General features: G+C 68.3%; 15 protein-coding genes. 8 read left to right on the forward strand and 7 right to left on the reverse strand.

Annotation, left to right across the window (positions count from 1 at the left end; all coding sequences use genetic code 11):
- Positions 1-3: 3 nt before the first annotated feature.
- Complete coding sequence (locus MELE44368_RS05565; protein ID WP_128107580.1) at positions 4-456, forward strand: nitroreductase family deazaflavin-dependent oxidoreductase; 453 nt, start codon at positions 4-6, stop codon at positions 454-456.
- A gap of 75 nt (positions 457-531) precedes the next feature.
- On the opposite strand, the gene MELE44368_RS05570 is transcribed toward MELE44368_RS05565, so the two are convergent.
- Both MELE44368_RS05570 and MELE44368_RS05575 read right to left on the reverse strand, forming a co-directional pair.
- Positions 532-1569: an LLM class flavin-dependent oxidoreductase gene (locus MELE44368_RS05570; RefSeq protein ID WP_128107581.1), complete on the reverse strand. Its 1038-nt coding sequence runs from the start codon at positions 1567-1569 to the stop codon at positions 532-534.
- A gap of 167 nt (positions 1570-1736) precedes the next feature.
- On the reverse strand, positions 1737-2561 hold the full coding sequence (locus tag MELE44368_RS05575; RefSeq protein ID WP_128107582.1) for a uracil-DNA glycosylase: 825 nt from the start codon (positions 2559-2561) through the stop codon (positions 1737-1739).
- A gap of 64 nt (positions 2562-2625) precedes the next feature.
- Here MELE44368_RS05575 and MELE44368_RS05580 point away from each other — a divergent pair, with 64 nt between their 5' ends.
- Positions 2626-3876 carry a multidrug efflux MFS transporter Tap gene (locus tag MELE44368_RS05580; RefSeq protein WP_128107583.1) on the forward strand — a complete coding sequence of 417 codons (1251 nt, stop codon included), beginning with the start codon at positions 2626-2628 and terminating at the stop codon, positions 3874-3876.
- Here MELE44368_RS05580 and MELE44368_RS05585 read toward each other — a convergent pair.
- Positions 3870-6512 carry a helix-turn-helix transcriptional regulator gene (locus MELE44368_RS05585; RefSeq protein ID WP_206613692.1) on the reverse strand — a complete coding sequence of 881 codons (2643 nt, stop codon included), beginning with the start codon at positions 6510-6512 and terminating at the stop codon, positions 3870-3872. The genes MELE44368_RS05580 and MELE44368_RS05585 overlap by 7 nt on opposite strands.
- A gap of 118 nt (positions 6513-6630) precedes the next feature.
- On the opposite strand from MELE44368_RS05585, the gene MELE44368_RS05590 reads away from it, so the two are divergent.
- From MELE44368_RS05590 to MELE44368_RS05600, 3 genes are all read left to right on the forward strand, one after another.
- Positions 6631-7950 (forward strand): FAD-binding oxidoreductase, encoded by a 1320-nt coding sequence (locus tag MELE44368_RS05590; RefSeq protein ID WP_128107605.1) that lies wholly within the window; start codon positions 6631-6633, stop codon positions 7948-7950.
- Between the two features lie 112 nt (positions 7951-8062).
- Positions 8063-9304 carry a cytochrome P450 gene (locus MELE44368_RS05595; RefSeq protein ID WP_128107585.1) on the forward strand — a complete coding sequence of 414 codons (1242 nt, stop codon included), beginning with the start codon at positions 8063-8065 and terminating at the stop codon, positions 9302-9304.
- Positions 9304-9885, forward strand: a complete 582-nt coding sequence (locus tag MELE44368_RS05600; protein ID WP_128107586.1) for a TetR/AcrR family transcriptional regulator — start codon at positions 9304-9306, stop codon at positions 9883-9885. The genes MELE44368_RS05595 and MELE44368_RS05600 overlap by 1 nt, the downstream gene beginning before the upstream one ends.
- 3 nt (positions 9886-9888) lie before the next feature.
- On the opposite strand, the gene MELE44368_RS05605 is transcribed toward MELE44368_RS05600, so the two are convergent.
- The 3 genes from MELE44368_RS05605 to MELE44368_RS05615 are packed head-to-tail and all read right to left on the reverse strand — an operon-like array spanning position 9889 to position 13503.
- Entirely contained in the window at positions 9889-10605 is a 717-nt protein-coding gene (locus tag MELE44368_RS05605; protein WP_128107587.1) for a siderophore-interacting protein, read from the reverse strand.
- A gap of 55 nt (positions 10606-10660) precedes the next feature.
- Positions 10661-11803 carry an acyltransferase family protein gene (locus MELE44368_RS05610; RefSeq protein ID WP_128107588.1) on the reverse strand — a complete coding sequence of 381 codons (1143 nt, stop codon included), beginning with the start codon at positions 11801-11803 and terminating at the stop codon, positions 10661-10663.
- Positions 11800-13503, reverse strand: coding sequence for a DEAD/DEAH box helicase (locus MELE44368_RS05615; RefSeq protein WP_128107589.1), 1704 nt, complete (start codon positions 13501-13503; stop codon positions 11800-11802). The genes MELE44368_RS05610 and MELE44368_RS05615 overlap by 4 nt, the downstream gene beginning before the upstream one ends.
- 153 nt (positions 13504-13656) lie before the next feature.
- Here MELE44368_RS05615 and MELE44368_RS05620 point away from each other — a divergent pair, with 153 nt between their 5' ends.
- Complete coding sequence (locus MELE44368_RS05620) at positions 13657-14187, forward strand: LppP/LprE family lipoprotein (protein ID WP_241566491.1); 531 nt, start codon at positions 13657-13659, stop codon at positions 14185-14187.
- A gap of 82 nt (positions 14188-14269) precedes the next feature.
- On the opposite strand, the gene MELE44368_RS05625 is transcribed toward MELE44368_RS05620, so the two are convergent.
- On the reverse strand, positions 14270-15184 hold the full coding sequence (locus MELE44368_RS05625) for an endonuclease domain-containing protein (RefSeq protein WP_128107607.1): 915 nt from the start codon (positions 15182-15184) through the stop codon (positions 14270-14272).
- 190 nt (positions 15185-15374) lie between these two features.
- On the opposite strand from MELE44368_RS05625, the gene MELE44368_RS05630 reads away from it, so the two are divergent.
- Together MELE44368_RS05630 and MELE44368_RS05635 are read left to right on the forward strand one after the other, a co-directional pair.
- Entirely contained in the window at positions 15375-18803 is a 3429-nt protein-coding gene (locus MELE44368_RS05630) for a TM0106 family RecB-like putative nuclease (protein WP_128107590.1), read from the forward strand.
- Positions 18800-20149: an FAD-binding oxidoreductase gene (locus MELE44368_RS05635; protein ID WP_128107591.1), complete on the forward strand. Its 1350-nt coding sequence runs from the start codon at positions 18800-18802 to the stop codon at positions 20147-20149. The genes MELE44368_RS05630 and MELE44368_RS05635 overlap by 4 nt, the downstream gene beginning before the upstream one ends.
- Positions 20150-20210: the final 61 nt, after the last annotated feature.

Raw genomic sequence — 20210 nt, forward strand, 5'->3', positions numbered from 1 at the left:
CACATGAGCATGCCCTTGTGGGAGCGCTACATCGGAGTGCCGCTGCTGCGGCTGCACGACAAGATCTACCAGGGGACCAACGGCCGGATCGGGCACCGCATCCTGCCCGGCACCCCGCCCAACCTGCTGCTGCACACCGTCGGCGCCAAGACCGGGATCCAGCGCACAAATTCGTTGTCCTACGCCCGAGACGGCGACAACTACCTGGTCGTCGCGTCCAAGGGCGGCGACCCGAAAGCCCCGGGTTGGTATCACAACCTGAAGGCGAACCCGAACGTCGAGATCAACGTCGGCCCCAAGCGGTTCGCGGTGACCGCTCACCCGGTGCTGCCCGATGATCCCGACTACCCGCGGCTGTGGCGAATCGTCAACGAGAACAATGCCAACCGCTACGCGAACTACCAGAAGCGGACCACACGCCCGATTCCGGTCGTCGTCCTGACACCTCGTTCTTAGGCGTTGTCAGGCGCGAGCAGACGCCAAAACCCCCAAGAAGCGGGACTTCAGGGGGTTTACGCGTCTGCTCGCGGTTTAAAACAGCTCTTTGGCCAGCAGTTCCAACGTCTTGTCGCGCGCCGGCGCGGTGGCCGGGTCGGTACCGCGGCGCGCCGACGCGACCGGGTTGACCATCACCTCGTCGACGTCGAACTGCTCGGCCAGCGCACGGATCTGCTCGGCGGCCTCGGTCGGGGTTCCGACCACGGCGCGCTGCAGTGCGTCCTCGGCGATCCGCTGCGCGTGCGGTGCCAACGTCTGGGCCTGCGCCTCCTCGACGAGTTCGAGCGGGCCAAGCGGTTGACCCGTGCGCAACCGAGCCATCATGTGCAGGTTCGGCAGCATCAACGCCTTTGCCTCCTCGGAGGTTTCGGCCACCGCCGCGTTGACGGTCAAGAACGTCAGCGGTTCTGCCGCCTGATCGCTGGGGCGGAACTTCGTCCGGTACACCTCCAGCGCCTCGGCGGTGCCCTTACCGGAGAAGTGATGAGCGAACACATACGGCAGGCCCTTCGCCGCGGCCAGGTTCGCCGAGTACATCGACGAACCCAACAGCCACAGTTTGGGCACCGACACCGCGGCCGGGGTGGCCTTGAGGATGTAGCGCTCGTTGGGGATCGGCACCCGCACCCCGCGCGGGCCCATCAGCGCGACGAGGTCGTCGAGGTAGTCGGGAAACGCCTCGATGTCACGATCGTCGCGGCCCGCGGCGTTCCGCAGCGCCCATGAGGTCACCGGGTCCGAGCCGGGCGCACGGCCGATGCCCAGGTCGATGCGGCCGGGATGCGCGGCCTCCAGCAGCGCGAACTGCTCGGCGACCGCCAGCGGCGCGTGATTTGGCAGCATCACCCCGCCGGAGCCCACCCGGATGTGCGTGGTGTGTGCGGCCAGATGCGCGATCAACACCGGCGGGCTGGTCGCCGCGACCGACGGCATGTTGTGGTGCTCGGCCACCCAGAAGCGGGTGTATCCGAGGCGGTCCGCGGTCTGGGCGAGCTGCGTCGACGCCGCCAGCGCATCGGGGGTCGTCTGGTCGGTGCGTACGGGTACGAGGTCGAGAACAGAGAGCCGCATTACACGCACAACGCCGGCGCGCACCAAACCGTTCCCCCGACTCGACCGACCGTGCAACACGCGACGATCTGCCCGAGGCGCTGCAGGTGTTCGACGAGTGGACCGTCGACCACTACGAGGAGATCCGCGGGCCCAGTTCAGCGGGGCGGCCGACGCGCAGTTCGCGACTATTCGACGGATGCCAGCGCGCGGGCCCGTAGGAACACGTCGTCGAGCATCTGCGGGGTGAGCTTGCCGGTGAACGTGTTCTGCTGGCTGGGGTGGTAGCAGCCGATGAGCGTGACGTCGCCCAGCTTCACCGTTGCGCCATGACCGAATCGGGGTGCGGGCTTGCCCACCGTGCCCCCGCCGTTTCGCACCATCTGCAGTGCCGCCCGCCAGGCGAACCCGCCCAGCGCGATGATCACCCGCACAGTCGGTGACGTCAGCCGCCATTCCGCGTCGAGCCACGGCGCGCAGGTGGCCCGCTCAGCCGGCGTCGGCGCGTTTCCCGGGGGTGCGCAGCGCACGGCCGCGGCGACCCGAGTCTTGTTGAGCCGCAAGCCATCAGCAGCATCCACACAGACGGCCTGATTGGCCAGTCCGGCGCGGTACATCGCGGCGACGAGGAAATCGCCCGAGCGGTCACCGGTGAAGATCCGGCCGGTGCGGTTGGCGCCGTGTGCGGCGGGCGCCAGCCCGACGATCATCACCCGCGGCCGCTTGGCTCCCCATCCCGGTATCGGCCGGCCCCAATACGGCTCGCCTGCGAAGGATTTCCGCTTCGCGGCGGCCACCTCTTCGCGCCACTGCACCAGCCGGGGGCAGGCCCGACACATCGAGATCACGGCGTCCAGCTCCTCGATGGTCTGCGCGGCGGCGGCCATCGCCGCCACCTGAGCCGGCGTCGTCGCCACCGCGGTGTCCGGCGTGGCCATGTCGCCGGGCCAGCCGGACCCCGGCGGCACCGGGGAGTCGAAGAGCTTTCCAGTACGTGGATGGGCCAGCTTCACAAACACCACTGTGCCTGCCAGACAAAATCGCGTGCTCACCGGCCCCGGCCGTTGTTAGATACCCCTGATGAACAGCAAGCGCGGGCCGATCGTTCTGATCCTGTTCTCCGCGTTGACGGCCGGAGCGGCCAACGGCATCTCGCTGGTCGCGTTCCCATGGCTTGTCCTGCAGCGCAACGGTTCCGCGGTGGACGCGTCGGTGGTGGCCATCGCGGGCTCGCTGCCTCTGCTGGTGGCGACGATCATCGCCGGCGCCGCGGTCGACTATCTGGGGCGCCGACGGGTGTCGATGATCTCCGACGCGCTCTCGGCGCTTTCGGTGGCGGCGGTGCCGGTGCTCGCGTTGGCGTTCGGCGTCGAGGTGCTCAACGTCGCGGTGCTGGCCGGCCTGGCGGCGCTGGGCGCGTTCTTCGATCCATCGGGCATGACGGCCCGCGAGACGATGCTGCCCGAAGCCGCCGAGCGCGCCGAGTGGACGTTGGACCGGGCCAACAGCGCCTATGAAGCGGTGTTCAACCTCGCCTACATCGTCGGTCCCGGAATCGGCGGGCTGTTGATCGCCACCGTCGGCGGGGTCAACACGATGTGGGTGACCGCCGCGGTGTTCGTGGTGTCGATCGTCGCGATCGCGGCGCTGCGGCTGGAGGGTGCGGGCAAGCCGGACCGCGACGCGCTGCCCGACGGCGTCTGGGACGGGGTCGTGGAGGGACTGCGGTTCGTCTGGAACCTGCGTGTGCTGCGCACGCTGGCGCTGATCGACCTCGCGGTGGTCGGGCTGTACATGCCGATGGAAAGCGTGCTGTTTCCGAAGTACTTCACCGACCGCGACGAGCCGGCCCAACTCGGATGGGTGTTGATGGCATTGAGCGTCGGCGGGCTCGCGGGCGCACTGTGCTACGCGGTCACGTCGAAGTTCATGAGCCGGCGGGTCACCATGCTCACCGCGGTGCTCACGCTCGGACTGGCGATGTCGTTCATCGCGTTCTTGCCGCCGCTGCCGGTGATCCTGCTGCTGTCGGGGATCGCCGGCTTCGTCTACGGCCCCATCCAACCGATCTACAACTACGTCATGCAGACCCGTGCGCCGCAGCACCTGCGCGGCCGGGTGGTCGGAGTGATGGGATCGCTGGCCTATGCCGCTGGTCCGCTGGGGTTGGTCGTCGCGGGCCCGCTGACCGATGCCGCCGGCCTGCAGACGACGTTTCTGGCGTTGGCACTGCCGATGGTGCTGCTCGGCGTCGTGGCGATCTTCCTGCCGACGCTGCGTGAGCTGGACCACGCGCCGGAGGCCGCCGCCGAGCAGGTCGATCAGTAGCCGGGGCGGGCGCTCTCGAGCCCGGCGGACGGGCCTTTCCTGGCGATCGCGGCCAGTTCCTCCCGTGTGCTCACGCCCACCCGCTGACACGCGCGGTACACGTGGCCCTCGACGCTGCGCACCGACATCACCAGCCGCTCGGCGATCTCGCGGTTGGACAGGCCGGCCACCACCAATTCGACGACCTCGCGTTGCCGCCCGGTCAGCGGCTGGCCCGCCGGAGCCCGCAGCGCCGGGGTGCACAGCCCGCCGCAGGCGTCGCTGAGTTCCTTGGCCACCGCCGCCGCGTAGAGTCCGCGCTTGCGTTGTTGACCACGCGTGAAGGCGACCGCGGCCTGCGCGGCCACGTCAGCGGCGGTCGCGCGGTCACCGACCGCAAGGTATTCGTTCGACGCGGCCAGCAGACCGTCCCCGTCATCGGTGGCCAACGACTCTGTATGCCGCGCAACGGCGTTGGCCAGCGGCAGCCCCAATTCGTCGGCCAACTCGCGGGTCCGGTCCACCCATGAGGTATCGCCCCACTGCGCGGCCGCCTGCAGGCAGGCCAGTTCGTATGTGGGCTGCTGTCGCTCGCGGGCCTGCCGCGCCGCGGCGCCGACAGTCGCGATGGCTTCGGCGAGGCGGCCGTTCGCGGCGTGCGCCCACCCGGTCGCGATGCTCAACGCCGTCTCCATGAACAGGTAACCGGGCGGAACACAGTGCTGCGCCTCGGCCACCGCGGCGTCGGCCGCCTCGGCCTCCCCGAGTTTCGCATGTCCCTCTGCCAGCGCGAAGTACGTCGCTGGCCTCAGACCCGTTGTGACGCCGTGCTTTTCGACGCCCGCCAGCGCCTCGTGCAGAACCTTCACCGCCGCACCGGCGTTGCCCCGCATCAGCTCGCAGTGGCCCAGCAGGGACGCCAGGTTCGCGTAGGCCAGGCTCGGCACTTCGGTCGCCGATTCGGCGAGTCGCCGCACCATCGCTTCGCACTCCTGGGTGCGGCCGGTCAACCGGCATGCGCGGGCGTACACGCTGGCGAACCAGAACCGCATGTGGGACGCCTGGAACGAGGTCATGGCGCGGTGCAGCGCCGCCTCCGCGACCGTCGTCAGTTCCTCGGCCCGACCCAACGCGCCCAGGGCCATGGTCAGCGCCACCGCGGCCATCATGGCGTAGAAGTCCGTCGACAGCTCCGAATCCAATGCTGCCCTTGCCTTTTCCTCCGTTGCCAGACAGCGTGCCGAAACCGCGTCCACGCACGCCTCGATCGCGATGCGCGCGACCCGCTCGGCAGGTGACTCCGGTCCCGCAGCCAGCTCCTCGAGGATCGCCTCGGCGTCGTGGCAGCGGCCGAGCATCCAGAGCAGGTTGGTGGCCCGCAGGGTGGCCCACTGGTGGGCGCCTTCGGTGCCGTGCTCGCTGAGTTCCCGCAGCGCCTCCTCCGCCTGGCTGCCGCGGCCAAGCAGCAGCAGGTTCATCGCCCGGATGGCCGGCGCCTCGGGGGCACCGGCCGCGGCGGCCGCGGTGGCGAAGCGGTCGGCGAGGTCGAGGTCCAGCAGCGTCATCGCGTGGCGCGCCGACCGCAGGCACAGCTGCGGATCGGGCGGCAGGTCCGAGTCTAGGGCCAGCAGCGCGCGACGCACCGTCGCCCGCATGTCGGCGTCCGGGTCCTTGGCGAGCCGTTCGGCCAGCCTGCCGCGGACCTTCGACAGGTACATCTCCCCCGCGCCGGCCCGCCGCAGCTCGCCGAACAGCGGGTGCGCCAACCGCGCCATGAGGGTGGCGCCTGTGCGTTCGACGGTGACCAGGTGCATCTGCTCGGCGGTCTCGAGGTCGGCGCGCCGCACCAGGTCGCACAGCACGTCGACGGGCAGCGGCTCGCACTGCGAAAGGGTGTCGACGACGAGGGCCACCTGCGGATCGAGTTCTCCCAGCTGCCTGCCGACCATGTCGCTGATGCTCTGCGACACCGCGACGTCGTCGTCCCACATCCACACCCCGGCCGTGCACCGCATCCGGCCGGCGGCGACCTGGTCCTTGACGAGCTGCTGCAGAAACAGCGCGTTGCCGTCGGTGAGCTTCCAGAACCGCCGGGCACTGCGCGCGTCGACGGCCCCGCCGACGATGTCCTCGATCATCGCCCGCGTCGCCTCGGCCGACAACGGTTCCAGGTCCAGACGGGCCAACAGCCCGTCCTTCCACAGCGCGGTGACTGCGTCCGGTTCGTCGGCGCCGGCGCGCACAGTCACCACAAGTCGGGCGCCGCGGCTCTGCGCGAGTTGGTGCACGACGTGTGCCGACAGCCCGTCGAGCAGGTGGGCGTCGTCGACGCCGATCAGAACACGACCTCGATGTTGTTGGGCGACAAAGGAATTGATAACCCGACGCACATTGGGCATGGGGTCGGACATCGCGTCGCTGATCAACGCGGTGAACGCGCCAAGCGGCAGCGCGCGGGCGGACTCCGTGCCGACGATCCAATTGGTGCGCTCACCGTTGCGCTCCGCGCGGGTCACCACTTCGCGGGCCAGCCGGGTCTTGCCCACGCCGGCGGATCCGACGATCACGACGCCGGCTGTGTTGCCACCCCCGCCGAGCGCGCGGCGAATCACGTTCAACTCGCCGTCACGCCCCGCCAGCGGTGTCCCGCTGATCACGGCGCGACTATAACCGCTGGTCGGTTGGCGGCGTTCGGATTTCACAACCTCCTCGTAGGATTGCGGCGTGGAGTCAGCCCTGGACGAGTTGATCGCCCAAACCGAGGGCTCGGAAGGCATGGTCGTCACCGATCCCGACATCCTGGCGTCGTACCGGCACGACCGCGCCTTCGATCCGAGCGCGGGCACGCCGCTGGCCGTGGTGCGTCCGCGCAGCACCGAAGACGTGCAGGCGACACTGCGCTGGGCCACCAAGCACAAGATCGCCGTCGTGCCACGCGGCATGGGCACCGGCCTGTCCGGCGGGGCGACCGCGCTGGACGGGGCGATCGTGCTGACCACCGAGAAGATGCGCGACATCACCGTCGACCCCGTCACCCGCACCGCAGTCGTCCAGCCGGGCCTGCTCAACGCCGAGGTGAAGAAGGCGGTCGCCGAGCACGGGTTGTGGTATCCGCCGGATCCGTCCTCGTTCGAGATCTGCAGCATCGGCGGCAACGTCGCGACCAACGCCGGCGGCCTGTGCTGCGTGAAGTACGGCGTCACCACCGATTACGTGCTCGGGTTACAGGTGGTGCTGGCCGACGGAACCGCGGTGCGGTTGGGTGGGCCGCGGCTCAAGGACGTCGCGGGGCTGCCGCTGACCAAGTTGTTCGTCGGCAGCGAGGGCACGCTCGGCGTCGTCACCGAGGTCACGCTCAAGCTGCTGCCCGCGCAGCACGGCGCGTGCACGGTGGTGGCCACCTTCGACTCGGTGGAAGCCGCCGCCAACGCCGTCGTCACGATCACGGGCAGGATCCGGCCGTCGATGCTGGAGTTCATGGACGCGGCGGCCATCAACGCCGTCGAGGACAAGCTCCGCATGGGCCTGGATCGCAGCGCCGCCGCGATGATGGTGGCCGCCAGCGACGACCGCGGCCCCTCGGGTGCTGCCGACGCGGAGTTCATGGCGCGGGCTTTCACCGATCACGGTGCCAAAGAAGTGTTCTCGACATCGGATCCCGACGAGGGCGAGGCGTTCGTCGCCGCGCGCCGGTTCGCGATCCCCGCGGTCGAGGCCAAGGGTTCGCTGTTGCTCGAGGACGTCGGCGTGCCGCTGCCCGCGCTGGCCGACCTGGTCGGCGGGGTGGCCAAGATCGCCGCCGATCACGACTTGATGATCTCGGTGATCGCTCACGCCGGCGACGGCAACACCCACCCGCTGATCGTCTACGATCCCGCCGACGCCGTGATGACCGAACATGCGCACCGGGCCTTCGGCGAGATCATGGATCTCGCGATCAGCCTGGGCGGAACCATCACCGGCGAACACGGGGTCGGACGGCTGAAGCGACCGTGGCTGGCGGGGCAGCTGGGACCGGAGGCGATGGAACTCAACCGTCGCATCAAGCAGGCGCTGGACCCCGACAACATCCTCAACCCCGGCGCGGCCATCTGATCGCTCGCGAAAACGTCTGGTTCGCTCGCGACACGCATGATTTCCGCGCGCCACCGAACAAATCGCGGGGCGGCTATTGACACAGTCTGTGGCTATGTCATACGAATGAGACATGACAGCGACTCTGTCTCATAATTCGCCGGTCCGTTTCCAGCTCAAAGACGCCGACACCTGGGCGTCTCCCTGGGCGGAATACAAGGCGTTGCGGGACCACGATCCCGTACACCATGTGATTCCCGAAGGCAGACCCGACCACGACTACTACGTGCTGTCCCGGCACGCCGACATCTGGGCGGCCGCTCGCGATCACGAGACGTTCTCCTCCGCGCAGGGCCTGACGGTCAACTACGGCGAACTCGACCTCATCGGCCTGGCGGACAACCCGCCGATGGTGATGCAGGACCCGCCGGTGCACACGGAGTTCCGCAAGCTGGTGGCGCGCGGGTTCACCCCGCGGCAGGTCGAGGCGGTCGAGCCGAGGGTGCGCGAATTCGTCGTCGAGCGACTCGAGCGCATTCGGCAGAGCGGCGGCGGGGACATCGTCGCCGAGCTGTTCAAGCCGCTGCCGTCGATGGTCGTCGCGCACTACCTGGGGGTGCCCGATGCAGACCGCAACAAGTTCGACGGCTGGACCGACGCCATCGTGGCCGCGAGCACGTCCACAGGCGGGGTCGCGGGCGCGTTGGGCGCGGCCGGCGACGCGCTCGGCGAGATGATGGCGTACTTCACCGCGCTGATCGAGCGTCGCCGTGTCGAACCCGAAGACGACACCGTGTCGCATCTGGTTGCGGCCGGCGTCGGCGCCGACGGCGACATCTCCGGGGTGCTGTCGATCCTGGCGTTCACGTTCACGATGGTCACGGGCGGCAACGACACCACCACCGGCATGCTCGGCGGCTCGGTTCAGCTGCTGCACCAGCGCCCCGACCAGCGCCGCCTGCTCGTCGAAAACCCCGAACTGATACCGGGTTCCGTCGACGAGTTCCTGCGGCTGACCTCCCCGGTGCAGATGCTGGGCCGCACGGTCACCCGCGACGTCACGATCCGCGACACCACCGTTCCCGAAGGCCGGCGGGTGATGTTCTTGTACGCCTCGGCCAACCGCGACGAACGGCAGTACGGCGACGACGCCGCCGAGCTCGACGTCACCCGCAGGCCGAGCAGCATTCTGACCTTCAGCCACGGCGCGCACCACTGCCTGGGCGCCGCGGCGGCTCGGATGCAGTCGCGCGTCGCGCTCACCGAACTGTTGGCCCGGATCCCCGAGTTCGAGGTCGACGAGGACGGGATCGTCTGGGCCGGAGGAAGTTACGTGCGACGGCCGCTGTCCGTCCCGTTCAAGGTGGCCGGCTGATGGCGGGTGACTGGCTGGCCGCGCGACGCACCGAGGTCGCGGCGGACCGGATCTTGGACGCGGCGGGCGAACTGTTCGCCAAGAAGGAGGCCGCCACCGTCGGCATGCATGAAATCGCTTCGGCGGCAGGCTGTTCGCGGGCGACGCTGTACCGGTACTTCGACAGCCGCGACGCGCTGTACACCGCGTACGTGCACCGGGAGGCCTACCGGCTCTACCGCGAGATGACCGATCAGGTTGCCTCGGTGGATGATCCGCGCGAACGCCTTATCGAGGGCATGATGGCGTCGCTGCGTAATGTGCGCGAAAGTCCTGCGCTGGCATCGTGGTTCGCCAAGACACAACGGCCGATCGGCGCCGACATGGCCGAACAGTCAGAGGTGATCAAAGCGCTGACCGAGGCGTTCGTCATCTCGCTGGCCCCCGACGAGCCCGAAGTAGTGGCGCACCGCGCGCGCTGGCTGGTGCGGGTGATGACGTCGCTGCTGGTCTTTCCGGGTCACGACGAAGCCGACGAGCGGTCGATGCTCGAAGAGTTCGTCATGCCGATCATGGTGCCGAGCTCTCCGGCCACCCAGTAGCGCTCAGGCCACCCAGTACGCCTGCGCCTTGATGGACTTCTTGGGGATTTTGTAGTCCTCGCGGAAGATCTTGGCGACCGCGCGTGTGGTGCGGTTGTCGCACGCCACCCAGCCGAAGTGGTCGGAGGCGTCGAACGCCGCCGAGCTGACGGCCTGGACCAATGCCTCACCGGCGTTCTTGCGGTCCACCCACACCACATCGGCGCTGCGCGCCACGGGCAGCTGCTTGTCTTCGTCGTGGCTGGCCTCGAGGTACACCCGCGCCGGGATGTCGCCGATCGCCTGCAGCAGCGAGTTGATCGCGGGCAACGACGCCGTGTCGCCGACGACGACGTAGCCGGCCGGCGGCGGCTCGGGCAGCGTGAAGTTGCTGCCGAGGACCGTGACCTCGATGGTGTCACCGGGCTGCGCGTTCTTCGCCCACTGCGAGGCGATGCCGTCGTGCAGCGCGAACTCGATGTCGACGGTATCGGCGTCCGGGTTGGGGTTGACCAGCGTGAAGCCGCGCTGGTGCTGCTTCTCGCCGTCGGCGAACCACATCCGGATCCACATCGTCGGATGCAGCGGCCGGTCGGCGAGCATGCCGCCGGCGGAGAAGCTCAGCCGCAGGTAGTGCGGGGTGACCTCGCGCCGGCCGATGACGGTCAGCTCGTAATCGCCCGCACGCAGCAGCTTGAGAACCGCGCCCTGAAACCCGCGCGTCGGCTTCTTGTCGGACATATGCAACAGCCCCTCAATGGATCGATTCTTAGGGCAGCTTAACCTAAGAATCAGGCTACCCGTTCCGTACGCGAGTGAACCGATGCAACAGCCAGGCCAGTGGCACGGTGACCACGAACGTGATCACAAACAACCAGAACACCGAGCCGGTGTAGATGGGGTAGCGCACGATCTCCACCATCACCAGCTCCATGGTGATCAGGTGGATGAGGAAGATCTCGTAGGAGATCTCGCCGAGGAACACCATCGGCCGGCTGGCAAGAAACCTCGAATACAGCCCGCGGTCCCCCAACGCCAGCGGCGCCACCACCAGCGTGGCGATCACCGCGTAGAACGCGGTCTTCGCCAGCGCCTCGCGCAGCTCGGTCGGCGAGGTGGTGGGCTCCCCGGCGATCGGCGTCGAGGCGATCAAATAGCAGACCACGGCCAGCGGAACGCAGGCCAACCCGTAGGCCCGCACGCCGAGCGGCTGCAACGCCGCCAAGACCATGCCGCCGACGAACCACGCCAAATACGTCGGCAACCACAGCTTCGCTCCGTCGGGCAGAAAGTTGGTGGTGTGCACCAGTACCAGCCACGCCGGTGAGATCAACGCCAGCCCACCCAGGCCGGTCAACAGCAGGCCGGGACGCCACCGACGCCGGCAGAGGACCACCAGCAGCAGGTAGGCCAGCAGCGGAAGCACCGCGTAGAACGCCACCTCGACGGCCAAGCTCCACATCTGGGTAAGGCCTTGGTGCAGAAACGAATACAGATAGTTGTCGGTGTAGATCTGGGTGAGCGTCAGGTTACGAAACAGCCCCTCCCAGGTGTGGCCGGGATTGGGGCCGGCGGTGCGGAAGTGGTAGACGAGATATGCGGCCAGCACCGTGACGATGTAGGCAGGCATGATGCGGCGCACCCGGCGCCAGGCGTAGCGGCGGGCCGACGGCCCCGGTGTGTCCGATGCGGCGGCCTTCACCCAGGGCCCGAACAACAGAAACCCGCTGAGTACGAAGAAGATCGGCACACCGATCTCCATGCGCGAATACACCAGCCCGACGTAGCCCTGCGGATACTTGCCGGTGGTGTAGGCGGCGTGGGTGAGCATCACCAGCAGCGCGGCGACGGCCCGGATGCCGGTGAGCGAGGCGACCCGCTCCGGCCTGCTGACGGACTCCAGGCCGCCTTGTGCTTCCAGACCGCGGGACAGTGTCATTTCGATTTGCGGTGGGGTTTGCCGCCCTTGCGTGGCGGTCGGTCGGGCTGCAGGTTGATCAGTACACCTTGAATGCGGGTGCGCTCCAAGGCTTTCATCGTCTTCGGGGGCAGCTTGGCGGGCAGTTCCACCAGCGAATGGTCGAGCCGGATCGAGATGTGCCCGAAGTCGCTGCGGTGCAGACCGCCCTCGTTGGCGATGGCGCCGACGATCGCACCCGGGCTCACCTTGTGCCGTTTGCCGACCGCGATGCGATACGTCGCGAAGTCCTGTCCGGTGCGGCGGGGGCGTTTCGGGCCGCGGTCGGGCCGCTCCGGACGGTCGTCGCGGCGGCGCTTCTCCGGCGGCGGCTCCGACATCAGGAACTGCTCCCCGTCGTGCAGCTGCGCCGCGAGGGCGGCGGCGATGTCGACCATCGGCACGTTGTTCTCGCGCTCGTAGTCCTCGATCATGCTGCGGAACAGGTCGACGCCGGGGGCGTTGAGCGCGTCGGTGATCGAGTCGCGGAACTTGGCGACCCGCTGGACGTTGACGTCCTCGACCGTCGGGAGGTCCATTTCGACGAGCTTGGAGCGGGTGGCCTTCTCGATGGCCTTGAGCATGTGGCGTTCACGGGGCGTGACGAACAACAGCGCCGTACCCGACCGGCCCGCCCGCCCGGTGCGTCCGATGCGGTGCACGTAGGACTCGGTGTCGTGCGGGATGTCGTAGTTCAGGACGTGGGAGATCCGGTCGACGTCGAGCCCGCGTGCGGCCACATCGGTGGCGACGAGGATGTCGATGGTGCCGTCCTTGAGCGCGGCGATCGTTCGCTCACGCTGCGCCTGCGGGATGTCGCCGTTGATGGCGGCCGCGGAGAAGCCTCGCGCCCTTAGCCTTTCGGCCACCTCCTCGGTGGCCTGCTTGGTGCGGACGAACACGATCATCGCGTCGCCCTCTTCCACCTCGAGCACCCGCGTCAGCGCGTCCATCTTCCGGTGACCGGCGACCTGGATGTAGCGCTGCGTAATGTTCTCGGCCGTCGCGGTTTTCGCTTTGACCGTGACCTCGACCGGGTCGTGCAGATACTTGCTGGTGATCTTGCGGATCGCCGGCGGCATCGTCGCCGAGAACAGCGCCACCTGCTTGTACTCGGGGGTCTCTGCGAGGATGCGCTCGACGTCCTCGGCGAAACCCATCTGCAGCATTTCGTCGGCCTCGTCGAGCACCAGATAGTCCAGCTTCGAGAGGTCGAGCCGGCCCTTCTCCAGGTGATCGATCACCCGGCCGGGCGTGCCGACGACGATCTGCGCGCCACGCTTGAGCCCGGCCAACTGCGGACCGTAGGACGCGCCGCCGTAGATCGGCAGCACGTTGATCTGGGGTAGGTGCGCGCCGTAGCGGCCGAACGCCTCGGCCACCTGCAGCGCCAATTCGCGGGTCGGAGCCAGCACGAGCGCCTGGGTGGCGCGGCTGTCGGGGTCGATCTTCGACAGGATCGGGATCGCGAACGCGGCCGTCTTCCCGGTGCCGGTCTGGGCCAGCCCGACCACGTCGGAGCCCGCCATCATCGCCGGAATGGTGGCGGCCTGGACGGCCGACGGCGTCTCGTATCCGACGTCGGCGACAGCCTGCAGCACCAGTGGGTGAATCTGCAGGTCAGAAAATGTTAGATCGGACGTCGGAGGGGCCTGGTCGGGGTCCGACTCGGAGGTCGTCATCGTCTAGCGATTCTAATGCCCGTGAGCTGGCCACTCGGTCCACGGCGCAGCTGGCACGCCCGGCAGCGGTGTGTCGCCGCGATCTGCCCGCCGCGATTTGCGAGGGTGGGTTAGGTGAAGTGCACGGTTCGGTTCTGCAGTCTCATCGCTGTAGTGGCAGCTGTCCTGGCCGGCTGTGGGTCCGGCGACTCCACGGTCTCGAAGACGCCGGGCCCGACGGCACCTGCTCCCTCGGCCGCCGCGGCGGCGCCGTCGCAGCCGTCGGCGCCGGCACCGGCCACGACGGCCACGACGGCCGCGGCGGATCCCTGCGAGGTCAACCTCGCCGCGCCCGAGATCGCCGAGGCGGTGTCGGAGTTGCCACGCGATCCACGCAGTAACCAGGGGTGGAGTCCCGAGCCGCTGGCGGGCAACTACAACGAGTGCGCGCCGTTGTCGGTGGTGATCGTGAAGGCCAACACCAACGCCGAGAACCCCAACACCCGTGCGGTGATGTTCCACCATGGCAAGTTCATCGCCAGCGGGGTGCCCGACACCTACGGGTTCAACGGCATCGACCCGAGCGCGAGCACCGGTGACACCGTCGCGCTGCGCTACTCCAACGGCGTGCCCGGTCTGGAGAGCGTGGTCAAGTTCCGGTGGAACGGCAACGGCGTCGAGCTGATCGGCAACACCCCGGGCTGACTGCGCTTTTTCGCCCCGCCGAACGTGGGTTACCCGCACGCCTCGACGGCTCGACCCGTGTGTTGAGCCCACACTCGGCGCACTACGTCAACGTGAGCCAGGAGATGCGCGCGTCGAGCCGGATCCGGTCCGCATGCGGCCAGCCCCGGGCCCTCATCGCCTCGCGCACGCGGGCGAGAAAGACATGCGGTCGGTACCGGAGCAGATCTCGGCTCACGCGGATGATTAGCCAGCCGTCGGCGGCGAGGTTAGCCAGGCGATCGATGTCGTACGCGTGTTGTTCGGGGTCGTCCCAGTGTTGTGGTCCGTCGTATTCGGCGCCGACCTGGAATTCCTCCCACCCCATGTCGACGCGGGCAACGAATGAACCGGACTCCTCGATGACGAGGATCTGCGTCTGCGGTCGCGGGAACCCGGCAGCGGTCAGCAGCAGGCGGGTCCGGGTTTCCTGCGGCGACTCAGAACCGCTGTCCATCAGCTCCAACACGCGCCGCAACTGCACGATGCCGCGCGCCCCGCGACGGGTATCGGCCAGGCGCTCGACGTCGACCGCCGTGAGACCGGTGGCATTGGCCAGCGCGTCGATTCGAATGATCGCCCTCTCGAGTCCAGGCCTGCGCCCGAGGTCGAATGCCGTCCGCGACGGTGTGGTCACCGCCATGCGTCCCACGAAAGCGATCTCGTCGTCGCGCAACTTGTTGCGGTGGATCAGAATCCCCTCGACCGGGCAGGCCTCACGACGGATCAACTCCGCCGGCAGCTTTTCGTCGATCCAGCGAGATCCGTAGAGCGCCGAAGCGGACATTCCGGCGAGGGTGGCGTTGCGGTTGGACCACAACCACGCGGCGACCGCGCGCCGCTCGGGCGTCAGCTCGACTTTTTTCGGCAAGTAGACGTTGCGATAGATCATCTGATGGCGACTTACCAAGGTCCGCCTGGTCGCTGAGCCGGCCGCCACCGCTTCCGTGCCGATGAACGGCATCGATTCCGTGTTCATGCGGCCACCCTCGGCGGCGGGTCGCACACGATCGGCCGGTGCGCCGGCGGCGACGGCCCGGGCTGTGGATGAGTACGGCGTTGGGGAGCGACGAGTGTGGGCTCGTGACACGCCCGAGGCGCTCCAGGCGTGCGGGTAACCCACGTTCGCGCGAAAAAGGGGTGTCGGGGGGCTCGCTTACAGTGGCAGCGTGTTCGTCACCGACGACCGCGTCATCTACAGCGCCTCGGACCTCGCGGCGGCGGCGCGCTGCGAGTACGCACTGCTGCGCGCGTTCGACGCGAAGTTGGGCCGCGGTCCTGCCGTCGAAACCGAAGACGACGAATTGCTCCGTCGCACCAGCGAGCTCGGCGACGCACACGAACAACGCATCCTCGACGACTTCATCGCACGCTACGGCGACGGCGTGGTCCGGATCGGCCGGCCTTCCTACACGCTGGCCGCCTTCGAAAAGGCCGCTCACGCCACCGCCGAAGCGTTCGCCAAGCGCCCGCCGGTGGTCTATCAAGCGGTGGTCATCGACGATCGGTTCGTCGGGTTCGCCGACTTCGCCGTCCTCGACGGGGACCGCTATCGCGTGTTGGACGCCAAGCTCGCCCGGCGGGCGAAGATCCAGGCGCTGCTCCAGATCGCCGGCTACGCCGACGCGCTTCGCCGAATGGGAGTGCCGATCGCCGAAACCGCCGGCCTGATTCTGGGCGACCGGACGACGGTCGACTACCCGGTCGACGATCTCGTCCCGGTGTACCGGCAGCAGCGCGACCACCTGCGTGAGCTGCTCGACACCCACCTGGCTTCTGGCGCTCCCGTCGACTGGGGCGATCCCGCGGTGGGTGCGTGCATGCGTTGCGAGTGTTGTGTGCCAAACGTCGTCAAGGACGACGACGTGCTGCTCGTGGCCGGTATGCGGTTGACGCAACGCGACACCCTCATCGACCACGGCATCGACACCGTCGCGAAGCTGGCTCGGTCGACCGGCCCGGTCGACGGCATCGCGGGCAGTACCCTCGCCGGGCTGCGCACCCAGGCGCGCCTGCAGGTCGCCCAGCGCGACACCGGGCTACCTCAGTTCGAAATCGCCGACGCCGACGCGCTCGGTGCACTTCCCGCCAAGAGCCGCGGCGATCTGTTCTTCGACTTCGAGGGCGACCCGCTGTGGACGGACGACGGCGTCACCTGGGGGCTGGAATACATGTGGGGGGTGCTCGACGCAGCGGACAACTTCACCCCGCTGTGGGCCGAGGACCGCCGTTCGGAACGCAAAGCGTTCACCGACTTCCTCCAGCTGGTGCGCAGGCGCCGCGAGAAGTTTCCCGACATGCACATCTACCACTACGCGGCCTACGAACGCACGAAGCTGCTGGAGCTGGCCGCCAGGTACGGGGTCGGAGAAGACGAGGTCGACGATCTGCTCCGGCAGGACGTGCTGGTCGACCTGTTCCCGATCGTCCGAAACAGCCTGAGGGTCGGCGCGCCGTCGTACTCGCTCAAGGCGTTGGAGCCGCTGTACATGGGCTCGGAGCTGCGTTCGGGGGAGGTGACCAACGCCGCCGCGTCGATCACCCAGTATGAGCGGTACCGCGCGCTTGTCGACGAGGGCCGCGCGGACGAGGCCGCCGCGGTGCTCAAGGAGATCCGCGATTACAACGAGTACGACTGCCGGTCGACTCGACGGCTGCGGGACTGGTTGCTGCTGCGGGCTTTTGAAGGCGGTGTCACACACCTGGCCCGGCCCGCCGAAAAGGGCGAAACGCTGCCGTCCCCTGACGAGACAACGCAGAAGCTGATGGGGTTCGCGGGCGACGGGGTGAGCATCGATCGCACCCCTCAACAATGCGCTGCTGCGCTGATTCAAGCCGCGCGCGGTTATCTACCTCGTGAGCGGAAACCCTACTGGTGGGCCCATTTCCAACGGCTGAGCCATCCCGTTGATGAATGGGGCGACACGTCAGGGGTGTTCCTCGTGGACGACGCCGTCGTCGAGCAGGACTGGCACAAGCCGCCTCGAAAACGAAAGCACCGTAGGCAGCTTCGGCTGACCGGGGTGTTGGAGGGCGGCACGCTCGACTACAGACCGCAGGCGCTGTACGACAGGCCGGCACCGCCCGGCCTCGACGACGAACACCCAGACCGCCGCGCCGCTCACGACGTGACGGTGAGCAACGTGACCGAGGTCGAGGGCGTGCCCGTCGAGGTCGTCATCGAGGAACTCGAACCGGACGCCGGGCCGTTTACCCATCTGCCGATGGCGTTAACGCCGGCCAAGCCGTTTCGCACGGCCAAGCTCGAAGAAGCGATCGAGGCGCTGGCAACCGAGGCGGCGACCACCGTCGCCGACGGACGCCTTCCGCGGTGTGCGGTCGTCGACATCCTTTGCCGCGCAACGCCTACCCTCAAATCGGGAACCGGGCTGCCTCGTCTCGACAACGACATCGCTTCGATCACCGCAGCGGCATTGGACCTCGACCGGTCCTACGTCGCCGTGCACGGTCCGCCCGGCACGGGCAAGACGTACACCGCCGCGCGCGTCATCAAATCCCTGGTCAACGACCACGGCTGGTGCGTCGGTGTGGTTGCGCAGTCACACAGCGTCGTCGCGCATCTGCTCAACAAGATCGTCGAGGCCGGTGTCGATCCTGCGTTGGTCGCCAAGAAGGCAAGCCAGGACTCGACGGGAAAAGACCGTTTCACGGTGATCGGCGACGACGACCACGCCACCTATCTCGCGCAGCACAAGGCGTGCGTGATCGGTGGCACGGCATGGGATTTCGCCAATGACGCCCGTGTCGCCACGGAACATCTCGACCTGCTCGCGATCGACGAGGCCGGCCAGTTCTCCCTCGGCTACACGATCGCCGTCGCACGCGCCGCGCGCAACATCCTGTTGCTCGGTGACCCGCAGCAGCTCGGTCAGGTGTCGACCGGCAGCCACCCTGAACCCGTCGACCGCTCTGCGCTCGGCTGGTTGATGGAGGGCCACGACGTGCTGCCTGCCCAGTACGGTTACTTCCTCGAGCAGACCCACCGGATGCATTCCGAGCTGTGCCGCGTGGATTCCGCGCTGTCCTACGACAAGAGGTTGATTCCGCACCCGAAGACCGACAAGCGCACGCTGGCCGGATACCGACCCGGGGTGCACACCTTGTCCGTTGACCACGAGGGCCGCTCGACGTGCAGTCCGGAGGAGGCCGCGGTGATCGCCGCCGAGATCACGTCGCTGATCGGAGCGCGATGGACGGACGAGCACGGCACGCGCCCGCTGGAGCAGGCCGACGTGCTCATCGTCGCTCCCTACAACGCCCAAGTGCTGCAGCTGCGGTCGGCCCTGCAGGATGTCGGGCTCGACGATGTCCTCGTCGGCACCGTCGACAAACTGCAGGGCCGCGAGGCGCCGGTGGTGTTCGTGTCGATGACCGCCTCGGCGATCGAAGACATCCCCCGCGGGATGCCGTTCCTGTTGAACCGAAACCGGCTGAATGTGGCCATCAGTCGAGCCATGTATCGCACCGTGATCGTGCGCTCGCCGCTGCTGACGCACTATCTGCCGTCGACCCCTTCTGGGATGGTCGACCTGGGTGCGTTCCTGTCGCTGGCGCCGTGTGATACACCCGATCGGTGAATTTGTCCGAGCAGCTGGCCGGGATCGTCGGCGCGGGCCACGTCAGCACCGACCCCGACGTGCTGGCCGGGCGCAGCGTCGACCACACCGGCCGCTACCGAGGCAACGCGACCGCGCTGGTGCGGCCGGGCACCGCCGACGAGGTGGCCGCGGTGCTGCGAACCTGCCGCGACGCCGGCGTCTGCGTCACGGTGCAGGGCGGCCGGACGTCGTTGGTGGCAGGCACCGTGCCCGAGTACGATGACGTGCTGCTGTCCACCGAACGGCTGTGTGACGTCGGCGAAGTCGACGTCGTCGAGCGGCGGATCACCGTCGGGGCCGGGGTGACGCTGGCCGAGGTGCAGCGCGCGGCCGCCGCGGCGGGCCTGGTGTTCGGCGTGGACCTGGCCGCCCGGGACACCGCCACCGTCGGCGGCATGGCGTCGACGAACGCCGGCGGGTTGCGCACCGTGCGCTACGGCAACATGGGCGAACAGGTCATCGGGTTGGACGTGGCGCTGCCCGACGGCACGGTGTTGCACCGGCACAGCCGGGTGCGGATGGACAACACCGGATACGACCTCGCGTCGCTGTTCGTCGGCGCCGAGGGCACGCTCGGCGTGATCACCGGGCTGGATCTGCGGCTACACCCTGCGCCGCCGCACCGGGTGACCGCGATCTGCGGGTTCGCCGAGTTGGACGCGCTCGTCGAAACCGGCCGTCTTTTCCGCGATCTGGACGGCATCGCGGCACTGGAGTTGATCGACGCCCGCGCCAGCGCGCTGACCGCCGAGCACGTCGGCGTGCCCGCACCCGTCGACGGCGCATGGCAGCTGCTGATCGAACTGGCCGGCGACACCGACCAGACCGAGCGGCTGGCCGGCGTGCTCGACGGCGCCCGGCTGTCCGCCGAGCCGGCGGTCGGCGTGGACGCGTCGGCACAGCAGCGGCTGTGGCAAGTGCGCGAAGCGGTCGCCGAGGTGCTCGGCGTGTACGGCCCTCCGCTGAAATTCGATGTCTCCCTGCCGCTTTCGGGCATATCAGAGTTCGCCGAGGACGCGACGCGGCTGGTTGCCGAGCACGCGCCAGAGGCGATCCCGGTGTTGTTCGGCCACATCGGCGAGGGCAACCTGCACCTGAACGTGTTGCGCTGCGGGCCCGACGCGGAGCGCCAGCTCTACGCGCCGATGATGGCGTTGATCGCGCGGCTCGGCGGCAACGTCAGCTCTGAGCACGGCGTCGGCACCCGCAAGCGCGACTACCTCGCCATGTCACGCACCGACGTCGACATCGCGGCCATGCGGACGGTCAAGTCGGCGTTCGACCCGACCGGATATCTCAACCCCGCGGTGCTGTTCGGCAGATAACGTGGGCAGCCGCGAGCAGACGTGAAATCCCCCAAAATAGCTACTTTTAGGGGGTTTCACG

The sequence above is a fragment of the Mycolicibacterium elephantis DSM 44368 genome, from assembly GCF_004014805.1.
Taxonomy (GTDB): domain Bacteria; phylum Actinomycetota; class Actinomycetes; order Mycobacteriales; family Mycobacteriaceae; genus Mycobacterium; species Mycobacterium elephantis.

Excerpts from the sequence above, each read along its gene's own strand:
- MELE44368_RS05565 (WP_128107580.1), top strand. The coding sequence starts at position 4 with ATGAGCATGCCCTTGTGGGAGCGCTACATCGGAGTGCCGCTGCTGCGG.
- MELE44368_RS05570 (WP_128107581.1), bottom strand. The coding sequence starts at position 1,569 with ATGCGGCTCTCTGTTCTCGACCTCGTACCCGTACGCACCGACCAGACG.
- MELE44368_RS05590 (WP_128107605.1), top strand. The coding sequence starts at position 6,631 with ATGGTCGTCACCGATCCCGACATCCTGGCGTCGTACCGGCACGACCGC.
- MELE44368_RS05595 (WP_128107585.1), top strand. The coding sequence starts at position 8,063 with ATGACAGCGACTCTGTCTCATAATTCGCCGGTCCGTTTCCAGCTCAAA.
- MELE44368_RS05600 (WP_128107586.1), top strand. The coding sequence starts at position 9,304 with ATGGCGGGTGACTGGCTGGCCGCGCGACGCACCGAGGTCGCGGCGGAC.
- MELE44368_RS05605 (WP_128107587.1), bottom strand. The coding sequence starts at position 10,605 with ATGTCCGACAAGAAGCCGACGCGCGGGTTTCAGGGCGCGGTTCTCAAG.
- MELE44368_RS05610 (WP_128107588.1), bottom strand. The coding sequence starts at position 11,803 with ATGACACTGTCCCGCGGTCTGGAAGCACAAGGCGGCCTGGAGTCCGTC.
- MELE44368_RS05615 (WP_128107589.1), bottom strand. The coding sequence starts at position 13,503 with ATGACGACCTCCGAGTCGGACCCCGACCAGGCCCCTCCGACGTCCGAT.
- MELE44368_RS05625 (WP_128107607.1), bottom strand. The coding sequence starts at position 15,184 with ATGAACACGGAATCGATGCCGTTCATCGGCACGGAAGCGGTGGCGGCC.